Here is a 25791-nt window from a genome sequence, read left to right on the forward strand (position 1 = left end):
CGGGGGTTTCGAGACACACGCTTATGCGGTGACGTTCGCCAGCTGACGACCCGAGATCTCCTCGATCAGGTCGTCGCCGAGCTGCGCCGGCTCGAACGGCGCCTGGATCTCGGCTCGGTCCAGCAGTTCGGTCATGCGACGCTGACGCTGACGGGTGATGAGGGTCACCACGGTGCCGGTGCGACCGGCACGACCGGTGCGACCGGAGCGGTGCAGGTACGTCTTGTACTCGTCGGGCGCGTCGGCCTGGATGACCAGGTCGATGTCGTCGACGTGGATGCCGCGGGCGGCGACGTCCGTGGCCACGAGCACGTTGACGCGTCCCGAGGTGAGCTTCTCGAGATTGCGCGTGCGCTTCTGCTGGTTGAGGTCGCCGTGCAGGGCGACGGCGGCGACACCGGCATCGTCGAACTGCTCAGCGAGCATCTCGGCGTACGCGCGGGTGCGGGCGAAGACGAGCGTCTTCCCCGCGCGGTCGACGAGCGAGCCGAGGATCTCGGCCTTGTCGCGGTGATCGATCACGAGCACGCGGTGCTCGATCGTGCCCGAGTCCTGGTCTTCGCCGGCGACCTCGTAAACGGCGGGTTCCACGAGGAACTCGTCGACGAGCGCCGCGACCTCGCGGTCGAGCGTGGCCGAGAACAGCAGCTTCTGGCTGCCGTCGGCGGTCGCGCGCAGAATGCGCTGCACGGGCTCGAGGAATCCGAGCTCGCACATGTGATCGCCCTCGTCGAGCACGGTCACCTGCACCTGCGAGAGGTCGAGCTTGCCCTGGTTGAGGAGGTCCTCGATGCGACCGGGGGTGCCGATGACGATGTCGACGCCCTTCTTCAGCGCGCCGACCTGACGCGCCTGGGGCACGCCACCGTAGATCTGGGTGGTGAAGAGGCCGACGCTGCGCGCGAGCACCTGGACGGTGCCATCGATCTGCAGGGCGAGCTCACGAGTGGGCGCGAGGATGAGCGCCTTGGGCGAGCGTCCGAACTCGCGACGCTGACCGGCCTGGGCGCGGAGGATCCGCTCGACAAGCGGGGCACCGAAGGCGATCGTCTTGCCCGAGCCGGTGCGGCCGCGGGCGAGGACGTCGCGGCCGTCGAGGATGGGCTTGACCGTGGCGGCCTGGATGGGGAAGGGGCTCGCCGCTCCGAGGCTCGCGAGGGCGCGCACCAGGTTGTCGCCGAGGCCGAGCTCGGCGAAGCCGGCACCGGTCTCGGTCGCGGCGTCCACCGCCTGCGCCTGCAGGCGCTCGTGCACGACGTCGACGCGCTGATCGTGCTCGGCGGAGCGCTTCGGGGTCGCGTTCCAATCGCTGCGGTTGGGCGTCTCGGTGCGACGCGGGCGGTCGTCGCGCCGGGGGCGGTCGTCGAACGAGCGGGCCGGACGGTCATCGCGGTCGAACGAACGCGCGGGGCGGTCGGTGCGATCAAACGAACGCGCGGGGCGATCGGTGCGATCGAATGAACGCGCCGGGCGGTCGGTCCGGTCGAACGAACGAGCCGGACGGTCGTCGTTGCGAGCGGGACGGTCGTCGCGACGCTCGAACGAACGGGCGGGACGCTCGTCGAACGAACGAGCCGGACGGTCGGTCCGGTCGAAAGAGCGCGCGGGGCGATCGGTGCGATCGAACGAACGCGCCGGACGCTCACCGGCATCGCGACGAGGACGCTCGTCACGATCGAACGAACGAGCCGGACGGTCGGTCCGGTCGAAAGAACGCGCGGGGCGGTCGGTCCGGTCGAACGAACGCGCGGGGCGATCGGTGCGATCGAACGAACGCGCCGGACGCTCACCGGCATCACGGCGGGGACGCTCGTCACGATCGAACGAACGAGCCGGACGGTCGGTCCGGTCGAAAGAACGCGCGGGGCGATCGGTCCGGTCGAACGAACGCGCCGGACGCTCGGTCCGGTCGAACGACCGCGCGGGACGGTCCTCGAACGAACGGGCAGGGCGGTCATCGCGCGCCGAGGTGCGGATGTTGCGGGCCTCGGTGCGGCCGGCGCGATCCGAGGCGTTCCAGCGACCCTTGTCACCGGTCGACTCCGCCTCGGGACGGTAGCCGCGGTGGCTCGGGCTCTTGCTGCCGGGCTTGGCGGGGCCTTCCGTACCGGGGCGACGCTTGCGGTCCTGGAACGAGGTCTGAGCGGCGTAGCGCGGCTCGAAGTTCTTGGCGGGACGGCCGCCGGCGGGCTTCTTGTTCTTGGGCATGAGGAAACTTCCTGGGTTCTGTTCGCGCGAAACAGCGACGCCGCTCATGGCGGCGTGAAACCCGGACTCTCGTCGGCCGGGGGCCAATTCACTAGTGATGGTCGAGGCCGCGATCGCGTCCTGTCCATCGGCCCCTTGGACTACAAACCCATCCGCGCATCACGCACGGTGTCCAGAGCCGACCTCACCACGTTACAGGCCACGCCTGGGAACGGCATCCATGCACCGTCCGGCGACGGAGGTCCCGCGTGTGGCGACTCCCGACCGCCCGGAGGATCCACACGGGGCCACGCTCCGCGTGAAGTGGGACGAGGGGGCAGGACGCCGCGACGCGCGCCCGCGCACCTGCACGAAGATGGACGCATGGCAGACACCGACGCCCACCCCATCACGGTGGCGATCGAGCGGCGCATCGATCCGACGCGCACCGCCGAAGCGACCTCCTGGATGCAGGCCGGCACCGACCTCGCGACCGCCTTCCCCGGCTTCCTCGGCTCGGGATGGGTGCGCGCCGGGGAAGACAGCGACCTCTGGTACATGCTGTACCGGTTCCGCGACATCGCCACGCTCGAGGGGTGGGAGACCTCCTCGCAACGGCAGTGGTGGCTCGACTCCGGCCGCCCCTTCGCGCGCGAGGAACGCGTCGAGCGGCGCACCGGCATCGAGGGATGGTTCGACGCCTCGTTCGGTTCGGTGCTCGCCGCGGCGGATGCCACCACCTCACCCGTGCAGCAGCCGGTGCCGGCCGCGCCCCCTCGGTGGAAGCAGGCCGTCACCATCTGGGTCGGGTTCTTCCCCACCAACCTCTCGGCGTCCTGGTTGCTGGGCTTCATCCCCGGTTTCGCCGAGGTCCCGCTCGTGCTGCGCGTGCTGGCGACGACCCTCCTGCTCACCCCCGTCATGACCTACGCGGTGCTCCCGTGGGTCACCCGTTTGCTGCGGCCGTGGCTGCAGCGGCCACCCCGCTCCAGAAAGGCCTCGTCATGACCGCCGATCCCACCGGCCAGCGTTTCCACCTGCGCGGACCCCACTCGTCCGCAGAGGTCACCCAGGTGGGTGCGGCGCTTCGCGCCCTCACCGTCGACGGCGTCGATCTCGTGCCGCGCTATCCCGACGACCTGCCCGCGCCCGCGGCATCCGGGGTCGTTCTCGTGCCATGGCCGAACCGCATCCGCGACGGCCGGTACACCTTCGACGGTGACGATCAGCAGCTCGCGATCAGCGAGCCGAAGTTCGGCAACGCCAGCCACGGTCTGCTGCGATTCGGTACGTATCAGCCCATCGAGCACACCGACGAACGGCTGGTGCTCGGCGCCGACGTCGTGCCGCAGACGGGGTATCCCTTCCATCTGCGCACGCGCGTCACCTACACGCTCGAGCCCGACGGGCTGCGCATCATGCACGACATCGAGAACGTCGGGGCGAGACCGGCCCCCGTCGCGCTGGGCGTGCACCCCTACTTCCAGATCGGCGGCGTCGCGACGGAGGATCTCGTGGTGCACTCCACCGGCACGACGACGCTCGTGGTCGATGAGCGGAACATCCCCGTCGGCGAGGTGCCCGTCGACGACGCGACCGACCTGCGCGGGGGCCGGCGGCTGGGCGACGCCGCGCTCGACAACGGCTATCGCGGCCTCGAAAGGGATGCCGAGGGCCGCGCGCGACACACGCTGACCGCCCCCGACGGGCGCCGTCTGGAGCTCTGGCAGGACGAGGGCTTCCGGTGGGTCCAGGTCTTCACGACCGACCGCTACCCGGGGCACCCGCTCGCCGTGGCGATCGAACCCATGACGGCACCGGCGAACGCCTTCGCCACGGGGACCGATCTCGACACCCTTCGACCGGGGTCCGTCCTCTCGCGGGAGTGGGGCGTCCGCTTCTCCTGAAAAGAATCGCTTGTCCCCCATTTGGGGGACAAACGATTCTTTTGTTGACCTGGGGGAAAAGAATGAACGAGCGGATCCAATTCGCGCGGGCGAAAGCTACCATTTGCGGTGACGGTATTCGTCGAGGCCGGGGCGGCCGAGAACCACGGCTCTCTCGGCAAAAGTCCGTTTGAAGCCGACGGGGGCCGAGGATCCCACGTGCTGGGGGTCCCGTTCCGTCCCGAGGAAAGACTCCCCCACATGAGCACCGCGCTCCCGTCCGTCGACCCCGAAACCCTCCTGCTGCCGCGTCTCGGCGGCCTCTCCCGCCGCTTCGCAGCCGTGCCCTCGCTGCACGTCGGCGCCGCAGTCCTGTCCGTCCTGCTGGGCGGACTCCTGCTCTCCATGGCCACCACGAGCGACCCGCTGTGGTGGCAACTGCATTTCAGCCAACTCGGAATCTTCGGTGATTTCTCGAGTGCATTGTTCAATACGACACTCAAGATCAGCGGATTGATGGTCGTCGTGTTCGCCCTCTTCGTCCGACGGGATATCCGCCGCCTCGGTCGAGGAACCGTCCGCCGCGGATCGGCTACCCTCGCGTGCATCTGCCTGAACGTGGTCGGCATCAGCCTCGCCCTGGTGGGATGCGTGCCCCTGAACACCGACAAGGACCTCCACGACCGGGTGGCGGCCATGATGGTGCTGGGCTTCCTCGTGCTGCTCGTGAGCGCTCCGGTCATGCTGCGCCGACTCGGATCGCGTATGGCGGTCAGCACCGGCGTCGCCCTGGTGTGGCTCGCCCTCTCGATCACTCTGTTCGTCACCGCCATGATCAACCTCGCCCTCTTCGAGACGATCTCGTGCGGGGCGATGTTCGCCTGGTCGGGCATGCTCACCCACACGCTCGGCGCCGTCGCGCTCCGCGCCGAGGGTCGACCGGGTGCCACCGGTCGCGGCACCGCGTGCGGCCCGCACCGCCGCCGCCTGCCATCCGCCGGTCGGCGTGTCCGGCTCGCCGTCGGGAGCCTCACGAGGTCGATCGCCCGCCGCCGTCGGCTCGCCTCCTCCCCCGCGCCCTCCCGCGCGGCGATCGGTATTCGGCGCCATGGCCACCGTCGCCCCTCCCGCGTGACGCGGGTCTCGCCCACCCCGCTCGCCCCGGCCGCCCGTCGTCTACCGCCCCTCTCCGGCGAGCGCACCCCCCGGCGTACGGTCCCGGGCGGGGCGGGCATTCGCGCCACCGCGCCCAGCCGAGCGACGGATCCGCATACCGTCATCCCCGCATCGCGTCACCGATCCCCGCTCGGCGAGGTCCCCCCACGGGTGTCTGCGCCTCGGCAGCGCCGCGGCCTCCGACGAGGACCGGTCAGTGCTGCCCGCGGAGCGCGCGACGGGTCACCGGATGGTCGCCCGCGCCTGATGGCGGCCCCTCGCCTCCGTCGCGCGCGGCCCGGCGCTCCCGACGCCGCTCGCTCGCCCCTTCGATGAGGTTGTAGAGGGTCGGCAGCACCAGGAGGGTCAGGAACGTCGACGAGACCAGCCCGCCGATCACCACCACCGCGAGCGGCTGCGAGATGAACCCTCCGTGCCCGGTGATCCCCAGCGCCATCGGCACCAGCGCGAAGATCGCCGCGAGCGCGGTCATCAGGATGGGCCGCAGACGTCGGGCCCCACCCACGATCGTCGCGTCGTGCACGCTCAGCCCGCGGGCGCGGTACTGATTGACGAGGTCGATGAGCACGATGGCGTTGGTCACGACGATGCCGACGAGCATCAGCGCGCCGATCATGCCGGCGACACCCAGTGGAACCCCCGTGATGAGCAGCATCACGATGGCACCGGTTGCGGCGAACGGCACCGAGACGAGCAGTTCGAGCGGCTGACGCAGCGATTTGAAGGTGGCCACCATCACCACGTAGACGATGAGGATGGCCGCCAACAGCGCCAACCCGAGCTGCGCGAACGCGTCCTGCTGGTCGGTGACCACACCCCCGACCTCCGCCGTCGCCCCGTCGGGCAGCGACAATCCCGCGAGCGCCTCGGTGACGGTGCCCGACGAACTGCCGAGGTCGTCGGAGGTGGGTGTCACGGTGATGGATGCCGTGCGCAGCCCGCGCGCAGTCGTGATCGAGGGCGGGGTCTGACTCTCGTCGACCGTGGCGATCTCGTCGAGACGGACAGTGCCCTGCGCGCTGGGGATCTCCAGCGCACGGAGGTCGTCGATCGTCTGAGGAGGGTTGGCCGTGGCGAGGTAGACCGTCACACCGCGACCGTCGAGCTCGACCGTGCCCGCCTGCCGGGGCTGCTGCGCCCCCGACACCAGTGCGCCCACGGCCCGTTCCGACAGGCCGCGCTCGGCGGCGGCGTCGCGGTCCACGCGCACCGAGACGAAGGGGAGGGATGCCGACAGGCTGCTGGTGACCTGTCCGATGCCGTCCTGCCCCTCGAGGCCCGCCACGACCGCATCGCTCGCCTGCTGCAACGACTGCGAGTCGGGCGCGGTGACGTCGACGGTGATGTCGGTCGAGCCGAACCCGCCGCCGGCCGCGCGCACCTCGATCTCACCGGCGTCGGTGAGGCCCTCGAGTTCGGTGCGCACGCGTTCGCGCAGCTCCACCTGGTCGGCGCCGGACTCCGAGGTGATCGAGTAGGTGATGCCCGTGCCGCCGCCCGAGAAGGCGTCGCGCAGCGCCGAGCCGCTCGATCCGATCGATGTCTGCACCGTCTGCACGCCCGGGGTGTCGAGCAGCACGGCCTCGACCTGCTGGGCGGCCGCATCCTCGGCATCGAGGCTGGGAGCGGCGCCGATCTTCTGCGTGACGGTGAAGGTGTTCTGGCCGGAGTCCCCGAGGAAGTCGGTCTTCAGCAGCGGAACCGCCGCGAGCGTGCCGCCGAGCACGAGCACCGCCAGGGTCAGGGTGACCCACGAGTGCTTCAGCGTCCAGCTCAGCACCGGGACGTAGGCCTTCTGCAGACGCGTGGGCGGAGCATCGGCGGCTTCGGGGTCGGCCGGGTTGCCGTCGGCATCCCGGATCACCTTGCCGGGTTTCAGGAACCACGACGCGAGCACGGGCACGATGGTCAGCGACACCAGCAGCGACGCCGCCATCGCGATCGTCACCGTCAGCGAGAAGGGGCGGAACAGCTCGCCGGTGACGTCGCCGACGAAGGCGATCGGCAGGAACACCGCGACCGAGGTGATCGTGGATGCCGTGATGGCGGCCGCCACTTCGCGCACCGCGCGGATGATGGTGGGGATCTTCTCGGCGTCGCCGACGTAGTGCCGCTTGATGTTCTCGATGACGACGATGGAGTCGTCGACGACACGGCCGATCGCGATGGTGAGGGCGCCGAGGGTGAGGATGTTGAGCGAGTAGCCGAAGGCTTGGAGCCCGACGAAGGTGATGAGCACGCTGGTCGGGATCGAGATGGCGGTGACCAGCGTCGATCGCACCGACATCAGGAACACCAGGATCACCACGACCGCGAAGACGAGACCGAGCAGACCCTCTTGCGCGAGGGCGTCGATCGACTGCTGCACGAACGGCGCCTGGTCGAACACGACGGTGAAGGTCGCGCCCTCACCGAGCGCGGACTCGAGCGTGGGCAGCGCCGCGAGCACGCCGCGCGAGACGTCGACGGTGTTGGCGGCGGGAAGCTTGGTGACGGCGATGGTCAGCGCCGGCTGCCCGTCGACGCGCGAGAGGGTCGTGACGGGGTCGGACTGCAGGGCGACGGCGGCGACGTCGCCGATCGTGGTCTGCCCCGCCTGGAACTGCGCCTGATCGGTGGGCACGAGCGGGAGCGCGGCAATCTCTTCGACGCTCGTGAGCTTGGCGCCGGTCTGGACCGTGAGCGTCTGGTCGCCCTCGGTCAGAGAGCCTCCCGGGAACAGGATGCCGTTGGCATCCAGGGCATCGGTGATGGCCTGCTGCGTGAAGCCCCGCTCGCCGAGCTGCGAGGAGTCGGGGGTGATGGTCACGCGCTGACCGGTGCCGCCGACGATCTGGGCGCCGTTGACGCCCGCGACGTCTTCGAGGTCGGGGATGACGCTCGTCTGCAACACCGACTGCGTGGCCTGCGCGTCGGAGAAGCCGGTGACGGCGAGCTGGATGACGGGGAAGTCGTCGATGCTGGCGGAGGCGACGGTGGTGTCGGCCGACTCGGGAAGCTGGTCGTCGATGCGCGCGATGGCGGCGAGGATCTTCTGCTGGGCGCCCGCGAGGTCGGTGCCGTAGGTGAAGGAGGCCGACACGATCGAGGAGTTCGTCGTGCTGGTCGCCGTCGTGGACTCGAGTCCCTCGACACCCCGGATGGCGTTCTCGATGGGCGTGGACACGTCGGCTTCGACGACCTCGGGCGAGGCGCCGGGGTAGGTGGTGACGACGGCGAGCTGGGGGAACTCGATCGAGGGGATGAGCTCTTGCTTGAGACTCGTCAGGGCCAGGCCGCCGAAGATCGCCGCCACGATCGTGACCAGGGCGATGAGGGCGCGGTTCTTCAGGCTCAGCACGGCCAGATACGACACGGAGCACCCTTCGGGGGTCGGCATTGGATACAGAGATGTATCGGGACAAGTATCCCATGCGCCACGGCGAGCGGGCCGGGGAAGAACGGTCGCTGTGGATCAGTCCCCCGGCGGCGCGAACCGGCGCGCGAGCGCCGCCCGGCGCACTGTGCCGAGGTCGTCGCGCAGACCCCCGAGCCCGTCGAAGGACCCGGCACCGGTCCGCCGCCCCCGGCCCCCGAGCCCGTCGCAGGAACCGGAACCCGTCAGAGCATCGACCCGAGAGCCAATCCCGCCGCGGCCGCGAACAGCGACCCCGCGAACGACACCGCCGCGTAGGTCGTCGCCACCGCCGTACGCCCCTCCTCGGCGAGCAGTACCGTGGTCACGGCGACGGCGCTGAAGGTCGTGTATCCGCCGAGCAGGCCGGTGCCGACGATCCATCGCCAGGCCTCTTCGGCGGGGAGCATGCTCAGGATGCCGAGCACGAAGGCGCCCGAGATGTTGACGACGAGGATGCCCCACGGAAACCGGTCACCGGTCGCGCGCCGCACCGCGGTGTCGAGCAGGAACCGCAACGCGGCGCCGACACCTCCGGCGATGGCCACGCCGACGAAGACGAGGGGGGTCATCGCTGCCGCCGCCCGCCGCGTCCGAGTACCAGGCCGCCCCACGCCGCCCCCGTGCCGAGCACCACCGAACCGATGCCCCACCACAGCAGGCCCGGCTCGGCCGCCTCCACGGCCAGCGCACTGTACGTCGTGAAGCCGCCGAGCACGCCCGTGCCGACGAACAGCTGCACATGCTGCGCGCGCGACGACGCCGACATTCGCGATCTCCACCCGAACAGGATGCCGATCGCGAACGCCCCCACGACGTTGATGAGCGGCACGAGAGCGGACCCCACATCGTCACCGAGCGCGAGGGTGATGCCCGCACGCAGGGCGGTGCCGATCGCGCCTCCCACGGCGACGAGCACGACGTCGCGCAACATCTTCACCGCGCCACCCTACGCCGCGCCCGGTCACTCCCCCAGGATCAGGCGCCGGATCGCGGCATCCTTGGATCCGCCGAGGTCCATCGTGCGGCCCTTGCAGTACAGCGCGAACACGCGCGGGTCGATGTAACTCGCGCGGGCGACGGCGGGGGTGTTGCCGAGCGCCTCGGCGGTGGCGCGCACGGCGGCGACCTCCGCCTTCTTGCGCTCGTTCTTGCCCCCGGTCGCGCCGACCCGGGCGAGCGATTCGGCGGCGAGGATCGTCCCCCGCAGCGTCCGGAAGTCCTTCGCGCTGAACGGCCCGCCCGTGAGCGAGCGCACGTACGCGTTGACGTCGCCCGGCGTCAGCGGCACACGGCGGCGACCCCGCTTGTAACTCAGCAGCGCGGCACGCGAGCGCCCGAGGGCGAGCTCCCCGACGATGGATGCCAACTCCGCATCGTGCAGGGACAGCTCGGCGCGCTTGCCGCTCTTGGCCGGGAACGACAGGCGCACGAGGTCGCCTTCCACGATCGCGTCGCGCCTCTGCAGCGTCGTGAGCCCGCGGCTGCCGTTCGTGACGAAGTAGCGCGCGTTGCCCACGCGCGGGGCCACGAGGTCGAGGAAGCGGAACGACACCGCCAGCACGCGCTCGCGGTCGGCCTCGGCGCGACGCAGCGACTGCGTCACACGCGCGCGGGCCCGGGGCAGCGCTTCGGCCAGCTGCAGCGCACGGGCGAACTTGCCCTTGTCCTGCCGCTTCGACCAGTCGGCGTGGTACGTGTACTGGCGCCGGCCCGCCTCGTCGGTGCCGACCGCCTGGATGTGCGCGTTGGCCGTCGTGGCGATCCACACCTCGCGCCACGCCGGCGGGATGACCAGCCCGCGCGCACGCTCGGCGTCGCGCTCGGGCACGGCCGCGCCGGTGTGGTCGACGTAGCGGAAACCCGAGCCCGACCGTACCCGGCGGTAGCCCGGGTCTTCATAGGGCCGGACGCGGATGAGGCGGGGCATCGCGTCAGTGGTGTCGGAGCAGGTCGATCAGCTCCGCCTTCTTCTTGCCCGAGTATCCGGTGATACCGAGTTCTTTCGCGCGGATCTTCAGCTCGTCGACGGTGCGATCCTCGTAGTTCTCGGCGTGGCCGCCCTTCTCGCCGATCGCGTCGCGGCCCTCGGCTGCAGCGGCGTTCGAGATGCGAGCCGCCTTCTCTTTCGAGTCGCCCTGGTCGCGCAGCTCCTCGTAGAGTGCGGGGTCCTTCAAACTGCCGGATCCACGTCCCTGGGGCATGACCGTCTCCTTCCGTGGGAATCCTGACGCTACGGGCGGGAACGACCACGCCCGCGCGGGGTTGACAACGCGCAGAGGCGACGCTCGCAGACACAGCCACCTCACACCTCCGACGGGTTGACGCAGACGCGATATATCGCGAAACTGTCCGTAACGCGATATATCGCGAGTGAGGAGCCCCAGCCATGGAGAAATGGATCATCCACCCCGGAGAGACGCGCGTCATCGACCTCGATGCCGTGCGTGAGCTCAAGATCGGCCTCGTCGGCGGACAGGTCGACGTCATCGCCCACGATGAGCCCGACACACGCATCGAAGTGCACGGCGTCACCGTCAAAGACCTCCGTATCGAGGTCGTCGACGGCCGCCTCGAGATCGACCACCCGCAGCTGCGCTGGGACAACTTCCTCGAGGTGTTCCGCAACTTCGGCGCCGGCGGCCCCAAGGCCGAGGTCAGCGTCGCCGTCCCGCGCACCGTCGCCCTGACCCTCGGCGTCGTCAGCGCGAGCGCGCTCGTCGCGGGTCTTCGCACCGACGTGCGCCTGAACACCGTCTCGGGCGACATCATGGTCGACGGCCTCGTCGGCGACGTCGACCTCAACGCCGTGTCGGGCGACGTGCAGGTGCGCGAGCTCGACGGTGCCCTGAGCGCCAACAGCGTCTCGGGCGACGTCGCGGCCACGGGCCGCATCACCAAGGCGTCGATCGACACGGTGTCGGGCGCGATGCTCGTCGACTCCAGCGGGACCACCCAGTCGATCAGCCTCAACTCCGTCAGCGGCACGGCCACCGTGCGACTCGACCGATCGCTCCCGGCCAACTACGTCTCGCGCTCGGTCAGCGGCCGCGTGCAGATCGACGGTCAGGTGCGCTCGGGCAAGGGTCCCACCAACTACACCGGCTCCACCGGCGCCCTCGCGGGATCGTTCGTCGACGTGCGCGCCAACACCGTCTCTGGCGAGATCACGGTCCTCCGACGCGGCATCTCGGGCCTGCGCCCCGAGGAACTCGCCGGAGAGGAGGAGTGGTGATGAGCCCCGTCTTCTCGCACGGCGACCTGCGCCTGTACATCCTGAGCCTGCTCGATGAGGCGCCGCGCCACGGTTACGACCTGATGCAGGCACTCACCGAACGCACCGGCGGCACGTACTCGCCCTCGGCCGGCACGATCTATCCCCGGCTCTCCAAGCTCGAAGAAGAGGGCCTGGTCACCAAGACCGTCGACGGTCGCAAGACCGTGTACGAGATCACGGATGCCGGACGCGCCGAAGTGGCGAATCGCACCGGCGATCTGGAGGGCATCCAGGCGGGCCTGGCCGACAGCGTCCGCCTGATCGCCGACGAGGTGCGCGGAAGCGTGCGGGATGCCATGCGGAGTCTGCGTGCCGACCTGGCCGCCGCTTCCCGCGAGGAGCGCGAGCAGGCGAAGGCGGCTCCCGCCGACGACCCCCGCGCGCGCAGCCGCGAGCAACTCTCGCGCGCCGACGCCGCGATCACCGAGTTCCGTGGCCGCATGCGCTCGGAACTTCGATCGCACGTCGCGCGCGGCGGCGAGCTCGCGGCATCCGGAGTCGACGAGATCGAGGCGGCGCTGCGTCAGGCGTCCGAGGCGGTGACCCGCGCGATGCGCGGCTGACTCGTCACTCCCACGGGAGCTGATCGTCGGCGCCGACCGGGTCGTCCTGCGGGACGACGAGCACCGGTCGGCGCTGGCGGTGGCTCAGCCGGGCCGCGACGGATCCGGTGAGGAACTCCCGCAGAGACTCGCCGAGGCCGCGCTTGCGCGTGCCCACCACCAGCACCGACGCGTGGATCTCCTCAGCGAGCCGGATCAGCGCGAGCGCCGGGTCACCGATCTCCTGTCGGACGCTCCACGCGACCGCGTCACCCTCGAGGGCCTCGGCGGTGGCTCGTCGCACGTCGCCCAGCGCCGCCTCGGACGCCGCTCCAGCGACGTCGCCGGTCGAGGAGTGCACGTAGCCGTCGGGGTCTTCGAAAGCGACGAATCGCGTGGTGTCGACGTGCACGACGACGAGCTCGACGTGTGCGAGCGCCGCCTGTCGCGCGGCTTCCCGCACGACCCGGGCCGACTGCCCGGGAACGACGCCGGCGATCACCGGTCCCGTGGGAGCGTGGTGGGGCTGGTCAGTCATGAGTGTTTCCTCTCGCCGGCCGGACCGGGCAGACGCCGCCCGACGGCTCAGCCGGAATGCGCCGTGATATCCTGGGTGTTACTCTTACCGGCTCGGTCCGGAACCGCAATACGCAGGGCCTCAACGCGGCCCTCGACGTCGATCGTGAGGGGGTCTCGCATGGGGCGTGGCCGTCAGAAGGCGAAGAACACCAAGATCGCCCGTGAGCTGAAGTACGACACCTATTCGGTGAACTACTCCGCTCTCGAGCGCGAACTGGGTGCACCCGCTCCGGGTGAAGACGCGTACGTCGACAAGTGGGCCGACCAGTACAGCGACGAGTACGAAGGCGAGAAGGCCTGACGCCTTCCGCGTCGGCGGACGCCACCGTCATCCGTCGACGCGCGAAGAGGCCGCTCCGTCATCGTCACCGCCGTTTTCGGGCGGTTCGTCAGCGGGCGGTTCGCTTCGGCGCGCGGTCGGCGGCGAGCAATCCCTTCAGGGGCCGACGCCGGTGCGACGCCGGATCGCGGGCGGTTCCGCCCGTTCGCCCTGGGGTGGTCGGCGCGAGAGTTCGCACGGTCGTCACCACGACGAGCCGGTGCGCCTCTCCCACGCCTCTTCGACCGATTCCCGTCGGGCCATGATGATCGCGGCCGGAACGACGAGCAGCAGCGCGGCACCGAGCACGAGCAGCCCCGCCGTCCAACCGCCGGTCACCTCGTGCGTCACCCCGATCGCGAGGGGCATGAGGGCCGCGAACCCGTACCCCGCGCTCTGCACGAAGGCGCTGACGGCGACGGCCGTCTCGTGCGAACGGGTGCGCAGCCCGAAGAGCACGAGGGCGAGCGGGAACATCAGGGGCGGGATGCCGATGAGCACCACCCACAGCGGGGTCGCCGCCGCGGGCGCCACGAGAAGACCGGCGATCCCCGTCAGTCCGCCGAGGATGGCCACCGCGTAGAACGGGGTCGTCCGCCCGAGACGCGCCACGAGCACGGGCACCAGCAGCGACACCGGGAGCCCCATGAACGCGAAGAGGGCGAGCAGACCGCCGGCCTCGGCGGCATCCACCCCGGCGTCGTCGATGAGGATCAACGGCAACCACGCGAACATCCCGTACGCGACGGCGGAGTTCACCCCGAATGTGATCACCAGCGCCCAGGTCTGCGGCACCCGCACGATCCGCGACAGCACCGACGCCCGGGGCTCGGCGACCACGTCGGAGCGCGAGGCACGGGCGCGCAGACTCATCGCGACCCACGGAACCACCGCGACCACCGCCACGACCGCCCACGTCACGAACGACCCCCGCCAGCCGACCGCCTCGGCGAGGGGCACGGCCACGAGCGGGGGCGTGAACGTCGCCACGGCCATCGTGGTCGAATACACCGTCGTCATGAGCCCGATGCGCTCGGGGAAGTACTTCTTCACCACGGTGGGCAACAGCACGTTCGCCACCCCGACGGCGGCGAAGACACCGGCCGTCGCCGCCAGCAGCGTCCACGCGTCGACGGCAGCGGCACGCAGCGCCAGCATCACGGCGCCGACGACTGCGGCGACGAGCACCGTGCGCTCCAGCCCGAGACGTCGCTCGATCGCCGGCGTGACCATGCCCGACAGGGCGAACGCCACGGGCGGCGCCATACCGATCAGCCCGACGACCGCGGCGGGCACCTCGAAGTCGCGGCCGATGACCGTCAGCAGGGGCGAGAGCGACGCCACCGCGATGCGCAGCGTCAACGCGAGCAGCACGACGGCCGCCGCGGCGAGCGCGACATGTCCCGCCGCGCGGCGGGTCAAGACTCCTGGCTGCCCTCGACCCAGGCGAGGTACTCCTCCGACACGGTTCCCGTGACGTAGCGGCCGTCGAAGCAGCTCATGTCGAGGTCGACCAGGTCGGTGCCCTCCATGATCGCGGCCTTCAGGTCGTCGACCTCCTGGTACACCAGGTAGTCGCACCCGAGCTCCGCGGCGATCTCGGGGATCGTGCGGTCGTGCGCGACGAGCTCGTGGCGCGAGGGCATGTTGATGCCGTACACGTGCGGGTATCGCACGGGCGGCGCGGCCGACGCGAACGTCACGCTGAGCGCCCCGGCATCCCGTGCCATCTGGATGATCTCGCGGCTGGTGGTGCCGCGGACGATCGAGTCGTCGACCAGCAGCACGTTCTTGCCCTGGAATTCGGTCGACATGGCGTTGAGCTTCTGGCGCACGCTCTTCTTGCGCACCGCCTGCCCGGGCATGATGAAGGTCCGGCCGACGTAGCGGTTCTTGTAGAAACCCTCGCGGTACTCGATACCGAGCTTGCGGGCCACCTGCATCGCCGCCGGGCGAGCGGAGTCGGGGATCGGCATGACCACGTCGATGGACCCCGCGGGGGTGTACTTCGCGACCGTGTCGGCGAGACGCTCGCCCATGCGCAGGCGCGTCTCGTAGACCGAGACGCCGTTCATCACGGAGTCGGGGCGAGCCAGGTAGACGTATTCGAACGAGCACGGCGCCAGGGTCGCGTTCGACGCGCACTGCTGGGCGTGGAGCGTGCCGTCGAGGGCGATGAACACCGCCTCGCCGGGCTCGACGTCGCGGACGACCTCGAAGCCGGCGTTCTCGAGCACGAGCGACTCGGATGCCACGATGAACTCGTCGCGCGGCTCGCCGCCCGGCACCTCTGCGGCAGGGCGCTTGCCGAGGATGAGCGGACGGATGCCGAACGGGTCGCGGAAGGCGAGCAGTCCGTAGCCGGCGATGAGGGCGATGGAGGCGTAGGAGCCTTCGACGCGCTCGTGCACGCGGGCGACCGCGCGGAAGACCTGCGCGGGGTCGAGGTCGGGTCCGGTGATCTCGGACTGGAGCTCGGAACCCAGGATGTTCACGAGCAGCTCGGTGTCGCTGCTGGTGTTGAGGTGACGGCGGTCCTTGCTGAACAGCTCGCGAGTGAGCTCGCGCGTGTTCGTCAGGTTGCCGTTGTGCACCAGCACGATGCCGTAGGGGGCGTTGACGTAGAAGGGCTGCGCCTCTTCTTCGTTCGACGCGGTGCCCTTCGTGGCGTAGCGCACATGACCGAGACCGATGTCGCCGAGGAGGGCGCGCATATCGCGGGTGCGGAACGCCTCGCGCACCTGGCCCCGGGCCTTGTGGATGTGGAAGACCCCGCTCGCCTCGGCGGTGGCCATGCCCGTGGAGTCCTGTCCGCGGTGCTGGAGGAGGAGGAGCGCGTCGTAGATCTCCTGGTTGACCGGGCCCTGCCCGGCCATGCCGACGATGCCGCACATGGGGTGTCAGTCCGCTCCGTTCGCCGGGTGACCGGCATCCGCGTAGGAGCCGACCAGGCGCACGGCGCCCCCGTCGACGCCCTTCGCGCCCTGTTCGTACTCGCCTTCGCCACGCGCGTCGTCACGGACGACACCGACCTGCCACGTGGCGATGCCCTCGGCCGTGAGCGCCGCGATCGCGGCATCGGCGATCTCGGGTGCGACGACGGCGAGGAAGCCGATGCCGAGGTTCCAGGTGCCCTCGGTCGCGGTCAGCTCGAGCCCGCCGATGTCGGCGAGCACGCGGAACACCGGCGACGGGCTCCACGTCGACCGGTCCACGTCGACCCACGTGTCCTGCGGCAGCACACGCGCGAGGTTGGCCGCGATGCCGCCCCCGGTGACATGACTGAGCGAGTGGATGCCGGAGCCCACCGCACCGTCGTCGAGCAGGCGCAGCAGCGGCGAGGTGTACAGGCGCGTGGGCTCGAGGAGCGCCTCGCCCCAGGTGCCCCCGAGGTCGGCCGAGGCGGCACCGTAGGCGATGCCCGCGCCGGTGATGATGTGGCGTACGAGCGAGTAGCCGTTGGAGTGCAAGCCGCTGGAGGCGAGGGCGAGCACGACGTCGTCGCCGCGCACGCGGTCGGCGCCGAGGATGCGATCGGCCTCGACGACGCCGGTCGCCGCTCCCGCGACGTCGTAGTCGTCGACGCCGAGCAGCCCGGGGTGTTCGGCGGTCTCGCCACCGACGAGCGCGGTGCCGGTCATCGAGCAGCCGCGCGCGATACCCGCGACGATGTCGGCGATGCGCTGCGGCACGACCTTGCCGCACGCGATGTAGTCGGTCATGAAGAGCGGGCGGGCACCGACGACGACGATGTCGTCGACGACCATCCCGACGAGGTCTTCGCCGATGGTGTCGTGCTTGTCGATGGCCTGCGCGATGGCGACCTTCGTGCCGACACCGTCGGTGCTGGTCGCGAGAAGCGGCTTGGCGTAATCGCGCAGCGCCGAGGCGTCGAAGAGGCCGGCGAAGCCACCGACACCGCCGAGCACTTCGGGGCCGTGGGTACGACGCACGGCCGACTTCATCAGTTCGACGGCGAGGTCTCCGGCGGCAGTGTCGACGCCGGCGGCGGAATAGGGGTTTTCGTGGGGAGCGGAAGCCACCGCAACAGACTACCCGGGGTGGACGCGCGCGCGTTCCGCGCGGGTCGCTCCTACCCGCCCCGACGGACGCGGCGACCGGCGGAGGACCTGGGACCAGCGGAGGACCCACACCCTCACGGCATCCTGCCGCCCCGGCTCCTCCGCTCTCCCCCGCCACACCCTCGACCGGGCGCAAGGCCCACCCCCCGGACACGCAGCGTCCCTAAAATGTCGCCATGACGGGCGGTCAACCGGAGTGGGTGATCCGCGAGGATGCGGCGCAATCGGTGCTCGTCGCGCTGTATCTGCGCCAGGTGCTCGGCATCCGCTCCCCCGAGGAGCTCCCGGCTCTGCGCCGTGTACCGCCCCCGATGATCACGAGCGACACGGATGCCGCGCACGCACAGCTCGAACGCGAGTGGCGGGGCTTCTGGGCGATGACCGTCGAGCCGCAGGCGCACCCGTCACCCGTGCCGCTGGAACTGGTGGACGGGTTCGGCGGTCTGATCGCCCTGCCCGTCGACGGCGCCGACACGTTGCGCCGGGCCGTGACCGCTCACGCGGACGACGCGCTCGACTTCGCCCGCCTGGCCCACGATCGCTACGCGCGGGAGTCGGCGGCGCGTCCGGGGGTGTCGTACCGCGCCTATGCCAGTGCGATCGCGGCGCACGAGCGGAGCGTGGGCAGGCGTGCGCATTCTTTCGAATTGAACGTGCAGGTGCTGCCGTTGACGCAGCGGGGCGTGTGGTGGATCGGCTCGTTGACGGTGGCGGTGACCGATGGTCTGCGCAGCGACGTCGTGGCCTTCGACACCGCGATCCACCCGATCATCGCGGAGCTGGCCTGAGGATCAGACCTCGTACTGCTCGTGGTCGACGGTGACGCGGCGAGTGCGGCCGCTGAGGACCCGCTCGAAGATCAGCGCGACGATGGCGGCGAGCGCGACGCCCGCCACGACGCAGATGAGCGCGGTGAAGCCGAACACCTGCAGTTCGGAGTAGACGACCTGCGTGTAGGGGCTGATGTCGGATCCGTCGATCGCGACCGTCAGGATCAAGGCGAACAGGATGCCCAGGAACGCCCCGGCCGCTAGGAAGACCCCGTACTTCGGCGCGCGGCGCACGGTCGCGGTCTCGATATCGTCGCGGACGTACACCGGTCGTTCGGGGGCGGGCTGCTCGGCCATGTGCTCATTCTCCCACCGTCGCGGTCTCCGTGGGTCGTGACCTTTCGGTATCGAGTCAGCGGCGGGGTGCGCGGGGCGGCGCGGTGGAGCTGCGCACGATGAGCTGGGAGGGCAGCACGGTCGCGTCCATCGGCGTACCGCCGACCATCGCCTGCAGCAGCAGCTCGACGGCCAGGGTGCCGGAGCGCGCGATGGGCATGCGGACCGTCGTGAGACTCGGGGTGACGGCGCCGGCGAGGTCGATGTCGTCGATGCCGACGATGCTGATGTCGTCGGGGCACACGCGGCCGAGCTCCGCCATGCCCGCCTCGAGCCCCAGCGCGACGAGGTCGTTGTAGGCGATCACCGCGGTGGCGCCGCTGGCGACGGCGGCCGCCGCCCCCGCCCGACCCCCTTGAATGGATGCCGCGTAGTGGCTCAATCGCGTCAGGCGTATGCCGAAGCGCTCGCACGCGCGGGCCACGGCACCCGCGCGCTGCTCGTCGGCCCAGGAGCCGTGCGGCCCGGACGCGTAGGCGACGTGGTCGTGGCCGAGGGCCGAGAGGTGCTCCACCGCCTGAGTCGGTCCCCGCTCGGCATCCATCACCACGCACACCGCACCGGGGAGGACGCGGTTGATCACGACGTGCGGGGTGTCGCGCACGAGGGCGCGCACCTCGTCTTCGGGAAGACGCGGAGAGCAGAGCACCAGACCGTCGGTGCGGCATCCGAGTTCGATGGATTCGCGTTCGCGACGGAGGTCCTCGTCGGCGTCGAACAGCACGATGCGGTGGCGACCGTGCCACGCCTGGCCCTGGATCGCCTTGAGCAGGGTCGCGTAGACGGGGTTGGCGGCATCCGGGACCACCACCGCGATCGTGCGCGTTCCCGCAGCCACCTGGGGCGTGGCGTACCCCAGTTCGACGGCGGATCGGCGCACGCGCTCGAGCGTCGCGGGCGCCAACCGATCGGGTTCACCGAAGGCACGTGACGCGGTGGCGATCGACACTCCCGCGTGCCGCGCCACCTCTGTGAGGTTCGCCGCCATCTCCACCTCCCGTCGTCGTGTGTCCATCATCCTTCATCGCGTGATGTAAACACTTGACAAGTTTGTACAAACAACCGCACACTATTTCCATGCCGATCATCGACGATCCCCTCGAGGCGAGCCGTGCCGCATCCGACGGAGCCGCTGCGACCGCCCGCCTGACCCGCGCCGCGTCCGGCACGGCGACCGTCCCCGCGCCGCCCGCCGGCGCCGGGATCCTGCACCTGGGCCTGGGCAGCTTCCACCGTGCGCACCAGGCCGTCTACACCGCCGCCGCCCTGCGCGCCGACGGCGGGGACTGGGGGATCGTCGGTGTCGCCTCGCGGTCGCGCCGCATCGTCGACTCCCTGCACGCGCAGGACCACCTCTACGCCGTCGCGACCATCTCGCCGGAGGGCACCTCGCTCGAGATCCCCGGTGTCCACACCGACTCCTACGTCGCCGCCGACGACCCGGCGCGCGTGGTCGCCGACCTCGCCGACCCGCGGATCCGCATCGCCACGCTCACCGTGACCGAGAACGGCTACAACTACTCGCCCTCGAGTCAGCGGCTCGACGTCGCCGACCCGATCGTCGCCGCCGACATCCGCGGGGGCGCTCCCCGCTCCACCATCGGGCAGCTCGCCCGCGGCCTCCAGCGTCGCGCCCAGGCCGGCGGCGAGCCGATGTCGATCCTCAGCTGCGACAACCTGCTGTCGAACGGCTCGCACACCGAGAAGCTCGTGCGCGCGTTCCTGCACGAACTTCCGGATGCCGAAGGCGCCGACGTCCTCGCCTACATCGACCGCGCCGTGACCTTCCCCTCGAGCATGGTCGACCGCATCGTCCCGTCGACGACGCCGGAGTTCGCCGATCGCGTCGCCGCCCTGCTCGGCGTGCGCGACGACGCGCCGGTTCCCGCCGAGCCGTTCACGATGTGGGCGATCGAAGACCGCTTCGCGGCGGGACGACCGAGGTGGGAGGCCGGCGGCGCCGTGTTCACCGACGAGGTCGGCGCCTACGAGCTGCTCAAGGTGCGTCTGCTCAACGGCACGCACTCGCTCATCGCCTACCTCGGCGCTCTGAAGGGCGCGGCGACGATTCCGGCTGCCATCGCCCTCCCCGAGATCGAGCAATCCGCCGCCGCCGTCCTGCGTCACGAGTACGAGCCGTCGGTCACCGCGCCCGCGGGCGTCGACATCACGCAATACGAGCGCGAGCTGTTCGCCCGCTGGAGCAACAGCGCGCTGGGACACCGCACCGACCAGGTCGGCTCCGACGGGTCGGTGAAGCTCGGCCAACGCATCCCCGGCCCCGTCCTGCAGGCGCTGGATCGCGGGGAGTTCCCGCACCTCATCGCCCTCACCGTCGCGGCCTACCTCGCCTGCGTCGCGCCGCCCGCCGGATTCGACCCCGGTCCGCACGCCGCGGCGATGACCGACAACGCGCGCGAACGCCTCACCGCGGGTGCCGTGCGCGGCGGCCGCGACCTCGCGGCGCGCGCCATCGTCGACCTGCACCTGTTCGGTGAGGATCTCGCCCACCGCACCGCCTTCGTCGACCGGGTCGGCGACCTGCTCGACATCATCGTGCAGCGCGGCGTCGACAGCGCGGTCGCCGACGCCCTCTCGGCATCCCGAGCCCTGGCGACCACCACCCCCTGACCACCCGGCGCTGCCTGGCGCACACGAGACGAAGGAGACGCGATGAAGCTTCTCGCGATCCACGGCGCGGAGGACATCCGCTGGGAAGACCGTCCCACCCCGGAGCCCGGTGACGGCGAGGTGCGCCTGCGCGTGCGCTACGTCGGAATCTGCGGGTCCGACCTGCACTACTACTTCCACGGCAAGAACGGCGAGTACGCCGTGCGCGAGCCCCTCACCCCCGGGCACGAGCTCTCCGCCGAGGTCGACCTCGACCCCTCGGGACGCCTCGCGCCGGGGACCCCCGTCACCGTGCACCCGGCACGATTCGGCCCCTCGGTCGCCGGTCTCGAAGACCGCCCGCACCTGCGCGCGGGCGGGGACTACCTCGGCAGCGCCGCCGGATTCCCCCACCGTCAGGGCGGCGCCGCCGAGCTGCTCATCGTGGAGGAGCACATGGTGCGCGTGCTGCCCGAGGGGCTCCCCCTCGAGCGCGCCGCCCTCGCCGAGCCGCTCGCCGTGGCCATCCACGCGGTGAGCCTGGCCGGTGACCTCACGGGCAGGCGCGCCCTCGTCATCGGCGCGGGTCCGATCGGCCTGCTCGTCGCCGCCGCGGCCGTCCACGCGGGCGCCGCGGCCGTGGGCGCGAGCGATGTGCGCCCCGAGCCCCTCGACCGGGCACGGACCCTCGGCGCGACCGAGACCTTCCTCGTCGGCACCGACACGATCGGGAACGAATCGTTCGACGTCGTGTTCGAGTGTTCGGGCGTGGGCGTCGCGCTCACGCAGGCCGTGCGCGCGGCCCGCCGCGCGGGCACCGTCGTGCAGGTCGGCATGCTCCCCGATGCCGAGCTCGGCGTGAACCTCGCCCCCATGCTCGCGAAAGAGCTCACACTGCGCGGGGCGTTCCGGTTCTCGACCGAGATCGACGACGCCATCGCGATGCTGGCGTCCACCGACACCCTCGACGCGGTCGTCTCGCACGTCGTCCCCGCGACCGACGCGGTCAGCGCATTCGCCACCGCGCGCGACTCCTCGGCCTCCGCGAAGGTCCTCCTCTCCCTGTAACCCACCGACACCCGCTGTCACAGACCCGTCATCACTACGAAGGAGTAATCCGATGAGCAGCTCTTCCGCCCCCGGCGTCGACGCGTCGACGTCACCGCCCGTCGCCAAGAGGTCGACCGGCGACCTCGCCCGCGCCGCCGTCTCGGGCTGGCTCGGCACCGCGCTGGAGTTCATGGACTTCCAGCTCTACTCGCTGGCCGCCGCCCTCGTCTTCAGCCAGATCTTCTTCGCCGGAGGGGATGCCGCCATGGCGGTCGTCCTCGCCATGGCGACCTACGGCGTGGGCTATGTGGCCCGCCCGGTCGGAGCGTTCTTCTTCGCCCGCATCGGCGACAAGATCGGCCGCAAGCAGGTGCTCTTCTACACGATCCTGCTCATGGGAGCGGCGACCACGCTGATCGGCGTGCTGCCCACGTACGAGCAGGTCGGCATCCTCGCTCCCATCCTGCTGGTGATCCTGCGACTGGCGCAGGGCTTCGGCGCCGGGGCCGAGATCTCGGGCGCGGGCGTCATGCTCGCCGAGTACGCCCCCGACAACCGTCGTGGCGTCGTCGCCTCGCTGGTCGCCCTCGGCACCAACTGCGGAACCCTCTTCGCCTCGGGCATCTGGGCGATCCTGCTCGCCGTGATGATGGAGAGCGACGTCATCGCGTGGGGCTGGCGCATCCCCTTCATCGGCAGCGCCGTGATCATGCTCTTCGCCCTCTGGGTGCGCTTCAACCTCAAAGAGAGCCCGGTCTTCGAGGAGCGCACCGACGTCGTCGACGGCAAGGCGCTCTCCCGCGCCGAGCTGGAGCGCGTGGCGACCGAGACCAACGACGTCCGCACGCTGGAGTCGCTGCAGAAGAAGCCGCTCAAGGCCGTCCTCGTGTCGTTCTTCCTGCGTTTCGGCCAGGCCGGCAACTCCGGCATCGTGCAGACCTACCTCATCTCGTTCATCACGATCACCCTCGCGATCTCGAAAGAGGTCGGCCCCGAGATCGTCATCGTGTCGTCGCTGATCGGCTTCATCACGATCCCCCTCGTCGGGTTCCTCGGCGACAAGGTCGGTCGCCGCCGGATGTACATCGTGATGTCGGCGCTGTCGCTGGTGCTGATCGTCCCGACCCTGCTGCTGATCAACTCCCGCGAGGTGGGCTGGATCTTCGTCGGCTACGCGCTGATCCACAACATCTCGGTGCTGGGCCTGGCATCCATGGAGAACATCTCGATCCCCGAGATCTTCGGTGCACGCAACCGCTACACCCTCACCGCCGTCGTCCGCGAGGTCGCCGCCATCGTCGCCACGGGCATCGGCCCGGTCGTCGCCGCCGCGTGGGTGGCCGCCGCGACCGGCAGCATCGTCCCGATCATGGTGCTCATGGGGATCTTCACGGCGTCCGCACTGGTCGCCGCGATCGTCGCACCCGAGTGGACCGGTCGCGACCTGCGGGATCCCCGCCCCGCGATGTGATCCGGCGGGGCTTCCTCCGGGGAGCCCCGTCACCCGGCGGACCGCGCGACCCGCGACCCGGGTGGGCTCGTTGCGGCGGGCTCACCCGGCATCCCTCCTCCGCGTCGGAAGACCCCGGTCCCGGATGCCGCCCACTCCGGGCCACGAGCCCGTTCGCCGCCCCTTTCACCTCTCGACCAGGAAGTCCCCCATGAGCATCGCCTCCGTCGACGTCATCGTCACCAGCCCCGGACGCAACTTCGTCACCCTCAAGATCACCACGAGCGACGGCGTCGTCGGATGGGGGGATGCCACCCTCAACGGCCGCGAGCTGTCGGTGGCGTCCTACCTCTCCGACCACCTCGCCTCGATGCTGATCGGCCGCGACGAGGACCGCATCGAGGACACCTGGCAGTACCTCTACCGCGGGGCGTACTGGCGCCGCGGACCGGTGACCATGGCCGCGATCGCCGCGGTCGACATGGCGCTGTGGGACATCAAGGCCAAGAAGGCCGGGATGCCGCTGTACCAGTTGCTCGGAGGCGCGAGCCGCGACGGCGTCCGCGTGTACGCCCACGCCTCGGGTACCGACTTCGAGGCCCTGGCGAACGCCATCACGGGCTACCGCGAGCTCGGCTTCACCGCCGTGCGCGTGCAGACCGGTGTGCCCGGCCTCGGCCAGATCTACGGCGTCTCGGCCGCCGGGCCGGGCGTGCGCTACGACTACGAGCCCGCGAAGCGCTCCGGCGACCGTCCGGCCGAGGAGACCTGGGACACCCGCCAGTACCTCAACCACATGCCCGGGGTCTTCTCGAAGATCCGCGAGGAGTTCGGTACCGACCTCCGCATCCTCCACGACGGTCACCACCGCATGTCGCCGATCGAGGCGGCGCGCTTCGCGAAGGACGTCGAGCCCTACGACCTGTTCTGGCTCGAGGACGCCACCCCCGGCGAGGACCAGACGGCGCTGCGCCTCATCCGTCAGCACTCGACGACGCCGCTCGCGATCGGCGAGGTGTTCAACACCGTCTACGACTATCAGACGCTCATCACCGAGCGCCTGATCGACTACGTGCGATCGGCCGTCACCCACACCGGTGGAATCACCGCGATGAAGAAGCTGCTCGACTTCGCCGCGATCTACGGTATCCGCTCCGGCATCCACGGGCCCACCGACATCTCGCCCGTCGGCATGGCCGCAGCTCTCCACCTCGACCTCGCGATCCACAACTTCGGCATCCAGGAGTACATGCCGCACAACGAGCAGACGCTCGAGGTGTTCCAGACCTCCTTCACCTTCGACAGGGGCTTCCTCCACCCCGGCGACCAGCCCGGTCTCGGCGTGGAGCTCGACGAGGAGGCCGCCGGCGCGTTCGACTACACCAAGGCCTATCTGCCCGTGAACCGCCTGCTCGATGGGACCGTCCATGACTGGTGAGCTTCCGTCCCGCACCGTCTTGTCGAAGCTCGTCGTGGTCGCCCGTGCGTCCGCGGCTTCGGACTACGCGCCGGTGCTCGCTGCCCTCGCCGACGCCGGCGTGCAGAGCGTCGAGCTGACCCTCACGACGCCGGGCACGTTCGACGCCTTCGCCGAACTGCGCGCGTCGTTCGACGGCGATCTCGGCATCGGCACGGTCACGAACCTCGACCAGCTCGAGCGCGCGATCGCCGTCGGCGCCGACTACGTCGTCACGCCGATCACCTCGGCCGTCCTCGTCGAGCGCGCGGTCGCCGAGGGCATGCCGATCGTCCCGGGCGGGCTCACCCCCACCGAGCTGTTCGCGTCGTGGTCGGCGGGCGCCTCGGCGGTGAAGGTGTTCCCGGCCGGCCAGGTCGGCCCCGGATACCTCAAGGATCTGCGCGGCCCCTTCCCCGACATCGCCGTCGTCCCCTCGGGAGGGGTGGATGCCGACAGCGCGGCCGCATGGCTCGCCGCCGGCGCCGTGGCGGTCAGCGTCGGAGGGCCGTTGCTCGGCGACGCGTTCCGCGGGGGCGACCTGGGCGCGCTACGCGCACGGGCCGAGCGGTTCGTCGCGGTGTGCGCGGGGGTCTCGGCGTGAGCGGGGCGTCCCC

The 25791-nt window shown here is 70.6% G+C and carries 23 protein-coding genes and 1 pseudogene; 12 read left to right on the forward strand and 12 right to left on the reverse strand.

Annotated features, from left to right (window positions below):
• Nucleotides 1-21: 21 nt before the first annotated feature.
• On the reverse strand, nucleotides 22-2208 hold the full coding sequence (locus FHS07_RS04645; protein WP_183418686.1) for a DEAD/DEAH box helicase: 2187 nt from the start codon (nucleotides 2206-2208) through the stop codon (nucleotides 22-24).
• A 363-nt stretch (nucleotides 2209-2571) separates the two neighbouring features.
• Here FHS07_RS04645 and FHS07_RS04650 point away from each other — a divergent pair, with 363 nt between their 5' ends.
• From FHS07_RS04650 to FHS07_RS16415, 3 genes and pseudogenes are all read left to right on the forward strand, one after another.
• Nucleotides 2572-3195: an antibiotic biosynthesis monooxygenase gene (locus tag FHS07_RS04650; RefSeq protein ID WP_183418687.1), complete on the forward strand. Its 624-nt coding sequence runs from the start codon at nucleotides 2572-2574 to the stop codon at nucleotides 3193-3195.
• Entirely contained in the window at nucleotides 3192-4094 is a 903-nt protein-coding gene (locus FHS07_RS04655; protein ID WP_183418688.1) for an aldose 1-epimerase family protein, read from the forward strand. Before FHS07_RS04650 ends, FHS07_RS04655 begins: the two co-directional genes overlap by 4 nt.
• Before the next feature lie 384 nt (nucleotides 4095-4478).
• Nucleotides 4479-4961: pseudogene (locus FHS07_RS16415) on the forward strand (DUF998 domain-containing protein); the annotation flags it as partial.
• A 481-nt stretch (nucleotides 4962-5442) separates the two neighbouring features.
• Here the strand turns inward: FHS07_RS16415 and FHS07_RS04660 are convergent.
• The 5 genes from FHS07_RS04660 to FHS07_RS04680 all read right to left on the reverse strand — a co-directional run bounded on the left by FHS07_RS04660 (nucleotide 5443) and on the right by FHS07_RS04680 (nucleotide 10847).
• Nucleotides 5443-8604 carry an efflux RND transporter permease subunit gene (locus FHS07_RS04660; protein WP_183418689.1) on the reverse strand — a complete coding sequence of 1054 codons (3162 nt, stop codon included), beginning with the start codon at nucleotides 8602-8604 and terminating at the stop codon, nucleotides 5443-5445.
• 245 nt (nucleotides 8605-8849) lie between these two features.
• A complete protein-coding gene (locus tag FHS07_RS04665) occupies nucleotides 8850-9215 on the reverse strand; it encodes a fluoride efflux transporter FluC (protein WP_183418690.1) in 366 nt (121 codons plus the stop codon).
• A complete protein-coding gene (locus FHS07_RS04670) occupies nucleotides 9212-9577 on the reverse strand; it encodes a fluoride efflux transporter FluC (protein WP_183419402.1) in 366 nt (121 codons plus the stop codon). Before FHS07_RS04670 ends, FHS07_RS04665 begins: the two co-directional genes overlap by 4 nt.
• Nucleotides 9578-9607: 30 nt before the next feature.
• A complete protein-coding gene (locus FHS07_RS04675; RefSeq protein ID WP_183418691.1) occupies nucleotides 9608-10573 on the reverse strand; it encodes a DNA topoisomerase IB in 966 nt (321 codons plus the stop codon).
• Nucleotides 10574-10577: 4 nt separating this feature from the next.
• Nucleotides 10578-10847: a DUF7218 family protein gene (locus tag FHS07_RS04680; protein WP_183418692.1), complete on the reverse strand. Its 270-nt coding sequence runs from the start codon at nucleotides 10845-10847 to the stop codon at nucleotides 10578-10580.
• A 185-nt stretch (nucleotides 10848-11032) separates the two neighbouring features.
• Between FHS07_RS04680 and FHS07_RS04685 the strand changes: the two genes are divergently transcribed.
• Together FHS07_RS04685 and FHS07_RS04690 are read left to right on the forward strand one after the other, a co-directional pair.
• Nucleotides 11033-11878: a DUF4097 family beta strand repeat-containing protein gene (locus tag FHS07_RS04685; RefSeq protein ID WP_183418693.1), complete on the forward strand. Its 846-nt coding sequence runs from the start codon at nucleotides 11033-11035 to the stop codon at nucleotides 11876-11878.
• Nucleotides 11878-12483, forward strand: a complete 606-nt coding sequence (locus FHS07_RS04690) for a PadR family transcriptional regulator (protein WP_183418694.1) — start codon at nucleotides 11878-11880, stop codon at nucleotides 12481-12483. The genes FHS07_RS04685 and FHS07_RS04690 overlap by 1 nt, the downstream gene beginning before the upstream one ends.
• Nucleotides 12484-12487: 4 nt before the next feature.
• Here FHS07_RS04690 and FHS07_RS04695 read toward each other — a convergent pair whose 3' ends face one another.
• Nucleotides 12488-13000 carry a universal stress protein gene (locus tag FHS07_RS04695; RefSeq protein ID WP_183418695.1) on the reverse strand — a complete coding sequence of 171 codons (513 nt, stop codon included), beginning with the start codon at nucleotides 12998-13000 and terminating at the stop codon, nucleotides 12488-12490.
• A gap of 159 nt (nucleotides 13001-13159) precedes the next feature.
• On the opposite strand from FHS07_RS04695, the gene FHS07_RS04700 reads away from it, so the two are divergent.
• Complete coding sequence (locus tag FHS07_RS04700; RefSeq protein ID WP_183418696.1) at nucleotides 13160-13342, forward strand: DUF3073 domain-containing protein; 183 nt, start codon at nucleotides 13160-13162, stop codon at nucleotides 13340-13342.
• Between the two features lie 222 nt (nucleotides 13343-13564).
• On the opposite strand, the gene FHS07_RS04705 is transcribed toward FHS07_RS04700, so the two are convergent.
• From FHS07_RS04705 to purM, 3 genes are read right to left on the reverse strand one after another with little or no spacing between them, the layout of a single operon-like run.
• Nucleotides 13565-14782: an MFS transporter gene (locus FHS07_RS04705; protein ID WP_183418697.1), complete on the reverse strand. Its 1218-nt coding sequence runs from the start codon at nucleotides 14780-14782 to the stop codon at nucleotides 13565-13567.
• Nucleotides 14779-16254 carry an amidophosphoribosyltransferase gene (gene purF, locus FHS07_RS04710; RefSeq protein WP_183418698.1) on the reverse strand — a complete coding sequence of 492 codons (1476 nt, stop codon included), beginning with the start codon at nucleotides 16252-16254 and terminating at the stop codon, nucleotides 14779-14781. The genes FHS07_RS04705 and purF overlap by 4 nt, the downstream gene beginning before the upstream one ends.
• Before the next feature lie 6 nt (nucleotides 16255-16260).
• Nucleotides 16261-17403: a phosphoribosylformylglycinamidine cyclo-ligase gene (purM, locus tag FHS07_RS04715; protein WP_183418699.1), complete on the reverse strand. Its 1143-nt coding sequence runs from the start codon at nucleotides 17401-17403 to the stop codon at nucleotides 16261-16263.
• Between the two features lie 215 nt (nucleotides 17404-17618).
• On the opposite strand from purM, the gene FHS07_RS04720 reads away from it, so the two are divergent.
• On the forward strand, nucleotides 17619-18230 hold the full coding sequence (locus FHS07_RS04720) for a zinc-binding alcohol dehydrogenase (RefSeq protein ID WP_183418700.1): 612 nt from the start codon (nucleotides 17619-17621) through the stop codon (nucleotides 18228-18230).
• Nucleotides 18231-18233: 3 nt separating this feature from the next.
• On the opposite strand, the gene FHS07_RS04725 is transcribed toward FHS07_RS04720, so the two are convergent.
• Both FHS07_RS04725 and FHS07_RS04730 read right to left on the reverse strand, forming a co-directional pair.
• The gene (locus tag FHS07_RS04725; RefSeq protein ID WP_183418701.1) at nucleotides 18234-18569 is read right to left on the reverse strand and encodes a potassium transporter Trk; all 336 of its coding nucleotides are present in this window, start codon (nucleotides 18567-18569) and stop codon (nucleotides 18234-18236) included.
• A 55-nt stretch (nucleotides 18570-18624) separates the two neighbouring features.
• On the reverse strand, nucleotides 18625-19623 hold the full coding sequence (locus FHS07_RS04730) for a LacI family DNA-binding transcriptional regulator (protein ID WP_246383108.1): 999 nt from the start codon (nucleotides 19621-19623) through the stop codon (nucleotides 18625-18627).
• Between the two features lie 62 nt (nucleotides 19624-19685).
• On the opposite strand from FHS07_RS04730, the gene FHS07_RS04735 reads away from it, so the two are divergent.
• The 5 genes from FHS07_RS04735 (at nucleotide 19686) to FHS07_RS04755 (ending at nucleotide 25778) form a co-directional block, all read left to right on the forward strand.
• Entirely contained in the window at nucleotides 19686-21239 is a 1554-nt protein-coding gene (locus tag FHS07_RS04735; protein WP_183418702.1) for a mannitol dehydrogenase family protein, read from the forward strand.
• A gap of 42 nt (nucleotides 21240-21281) precedes the next feature.
• The gene (locus tag FHS07_RS04740) at nucleotides 21282-22286 is read left to right on the forward strand and encodes an L-idonate 5-dehydrogenase (protein ID WP_183418703.1); all 1005 of its coding nucleotides are present in this window, start codon (nucleotides 21282-21284) and stop codon (nucleotides 22284-22286) included.
• A 52-nt stretch (nucleotides 22287-22338) separates the two neighbouring features.
• Nucleotides 22339-23739 (forward strand): MFS transporter, encoded by a 1401-nt coding sequence (locus FHS07_RS04745; RefSeq protein WP_183418704.1) that lies wholly within the window; start codon nucleotides 22339-22341, stop codon nucleotides 23737-23739.
• 190 nt (nucleotides 23740-23929) lie between these two features.
• Nucleotides 23930-25156, forward strand: coding sequence for a D-mannonate dehydratase ManD (gene manD, locus FHS07_RS04750; protein WP_183418705.1), 1227 nt, complete (start codon nucleotides 23930-23932; stop codon nucleotides 25154-25156).
• Nucleotides 25146-25778 (forward strand): bifunctional 4-hydroxy-2-oxoglutarate aldolase/2-dehydro-3-deoxy-phosphogluconate aldolase, encoded by a 633-nt coding sequence (locus FHS07_RS04755; protein ID WP_183418706.1) that lies wholly within the window; start codon nucleotides 25146-25148, stop codon nucleotides 25776-25778. Before manD ends, FHS07_RS04755 begins: the two co-directional genes overlap by 11 nt.
• The last annotated feature ends 13 nt before the right edge of the window (nucleotides 25779-25791 follow it).

It is taken from the genome of Microbacterium proteolyticum (assembly GCF_014192415.1).
GTDB classification, from domain to species: domain Bacteria; phylum Actinomycetota; class Actinomycetes; order Actinomycetales; family Microbacteriaceae; genus Microbacterium; species Microbacterium proteolyticum.

Bases quoted from the DNA above. Each gene is read 5' to 3' on its own strand.
- FHS07_RS04645 (WP_183418686.1), bottom strand. From the start codon at position 2,208: ATGCCCAAGAACAAGAAGCCCGCCGGCGGCCGTCCCGCCAAGAACTTC.
- FHS07_RS04650 (WP_183418687.1), top strand. From the start codon at position 2,572: ATGGCAGACACCGACGCCCACCCCATCACGGTGGCGATCGAGCGGCGC.
- FHS07_RS04655 (WP_183418688.1), top strand. From the start codon at position 3,192: ATGACCGCCGATCCCACCGGCCAGCGTTTCCACCTGCGCGGACCCCAC.
- FHS07_RS04665 (WP_183418690.1), bottom strand. From the start codon at position 9,215: ATGACCCCCCTCGTCTTCGTCGGCGTGGCCATCGCCGGAGGTGTCGGC.
- FHS07_RS04670 (WP_183419402.1), bottom strand. From the start codon at position 9,577: ATGTTGCGCGACGTCGTGCTCGTCGCCGTGGGAGGCGCGATCGGCACC.
- FHS07_RS04675 (WP_183418691.1), bottom strand. From the start codon at position 10,573: ATGCCCCGCCTCATCCGCGTCCGGCCCTATGAAGACCCGGGCTACCGC.
- FHS07_RS04680 (WP_183418692.1), bottom strand. From the start codon at position 10,847: ATGCCCCAGGGACGTGGATCCGGCAGTTTGAAGGACCCCGCACTCTAC.
- FHS07_RS04685 (WP_183418693.1), top strand. From the start codon at position 11,033: ATGGAGAAATGGATCATCCACCCCGGAGAGACGCGCGTCATCGACCTC.
- FHS07_RS04690 (WP_183418694.1), top strand. From the start codon at position 11,878: ATGAGCCCCGTCTTCTCGCACGGCGACCTGCGCCTGTACATCCTGAGC.
- FHS07_RS04695 (WP_183418695.1), bottom strand. From the start codon at position 13,000: ATGACTGACCAGCCCCACCACGCTCCCACGGGACCGGTGATCGCCGGC.
- FHS07_RS04700 (WP_183418696.1), top strand. From the start codon at position 13,160: ATGGGGCGTGGCCGTCAGAAGGCGAAGAACACCAAGATCGCCCGTGAG.
- purF (WP_183418698.1), bottom strand. From the start codon at position 16,254: ATGTGCGGCATCGTCGGCATGGCCGGGCAGGGCCCGGTCAACCAGGAG.
- FHS07_RS04720 (WP_183418700.1), top strand. From the start codon at position 17,619: ATGACGGGCGGTCAACCGGAGTGGGTGATCCGCGAGGATGCGGCGCAA.
- FHS07_RS04725 (WP_183418701.1), bottom strand. From the start codon at position 18,569: ATGGCCGAGCAGCCCGCCCCCGAACGACCGGTGTACGTCCGCGACGAT.
- FHS07_RS04730 (WP_246383108.1), bottom strand. From the start codon at position 19,623: ATGGACACACGACGACGGGAGGTGGAGATGGCGGCGAACCTCACAGAG.
- FHS07_RS04735 (WP_183418702.1), top strand. From the start codon at position 19,686: ATGCCGATCATCGACGATCCCCTCGAGGCGAGCCGTGCCGCATCCGAC.
- FHS07_RS04740 (WP_183418703.1), top strand. From the start codon at position 21,282: ATGAAGCTTCTCGCGATCCACGGCGCGGAGGACATCCGCTGGGAAGAC.
- FHS07_RS04745 (WP_183418704.1), top strand. From the start codon at position 22,339: ATGAGCAGCTCTTCCGCCCCCGGCGTCGACGCGTCGACGTCACCGCCC.
- manD (WP_183418705.1), top strand. From the start codon at position 23,930: ATGAGCATCGCCTCCGTCGACGTCATCGTCACCAGCCCCGGACGCAAC.
- FHS07_RS04755 (WP_183418706.1), top strand. From the start codon at position 25,146: ATGACTGGTGAGCTTCCGTCCCGCACCGTCTTGTCGAAGCTCGTCGTG.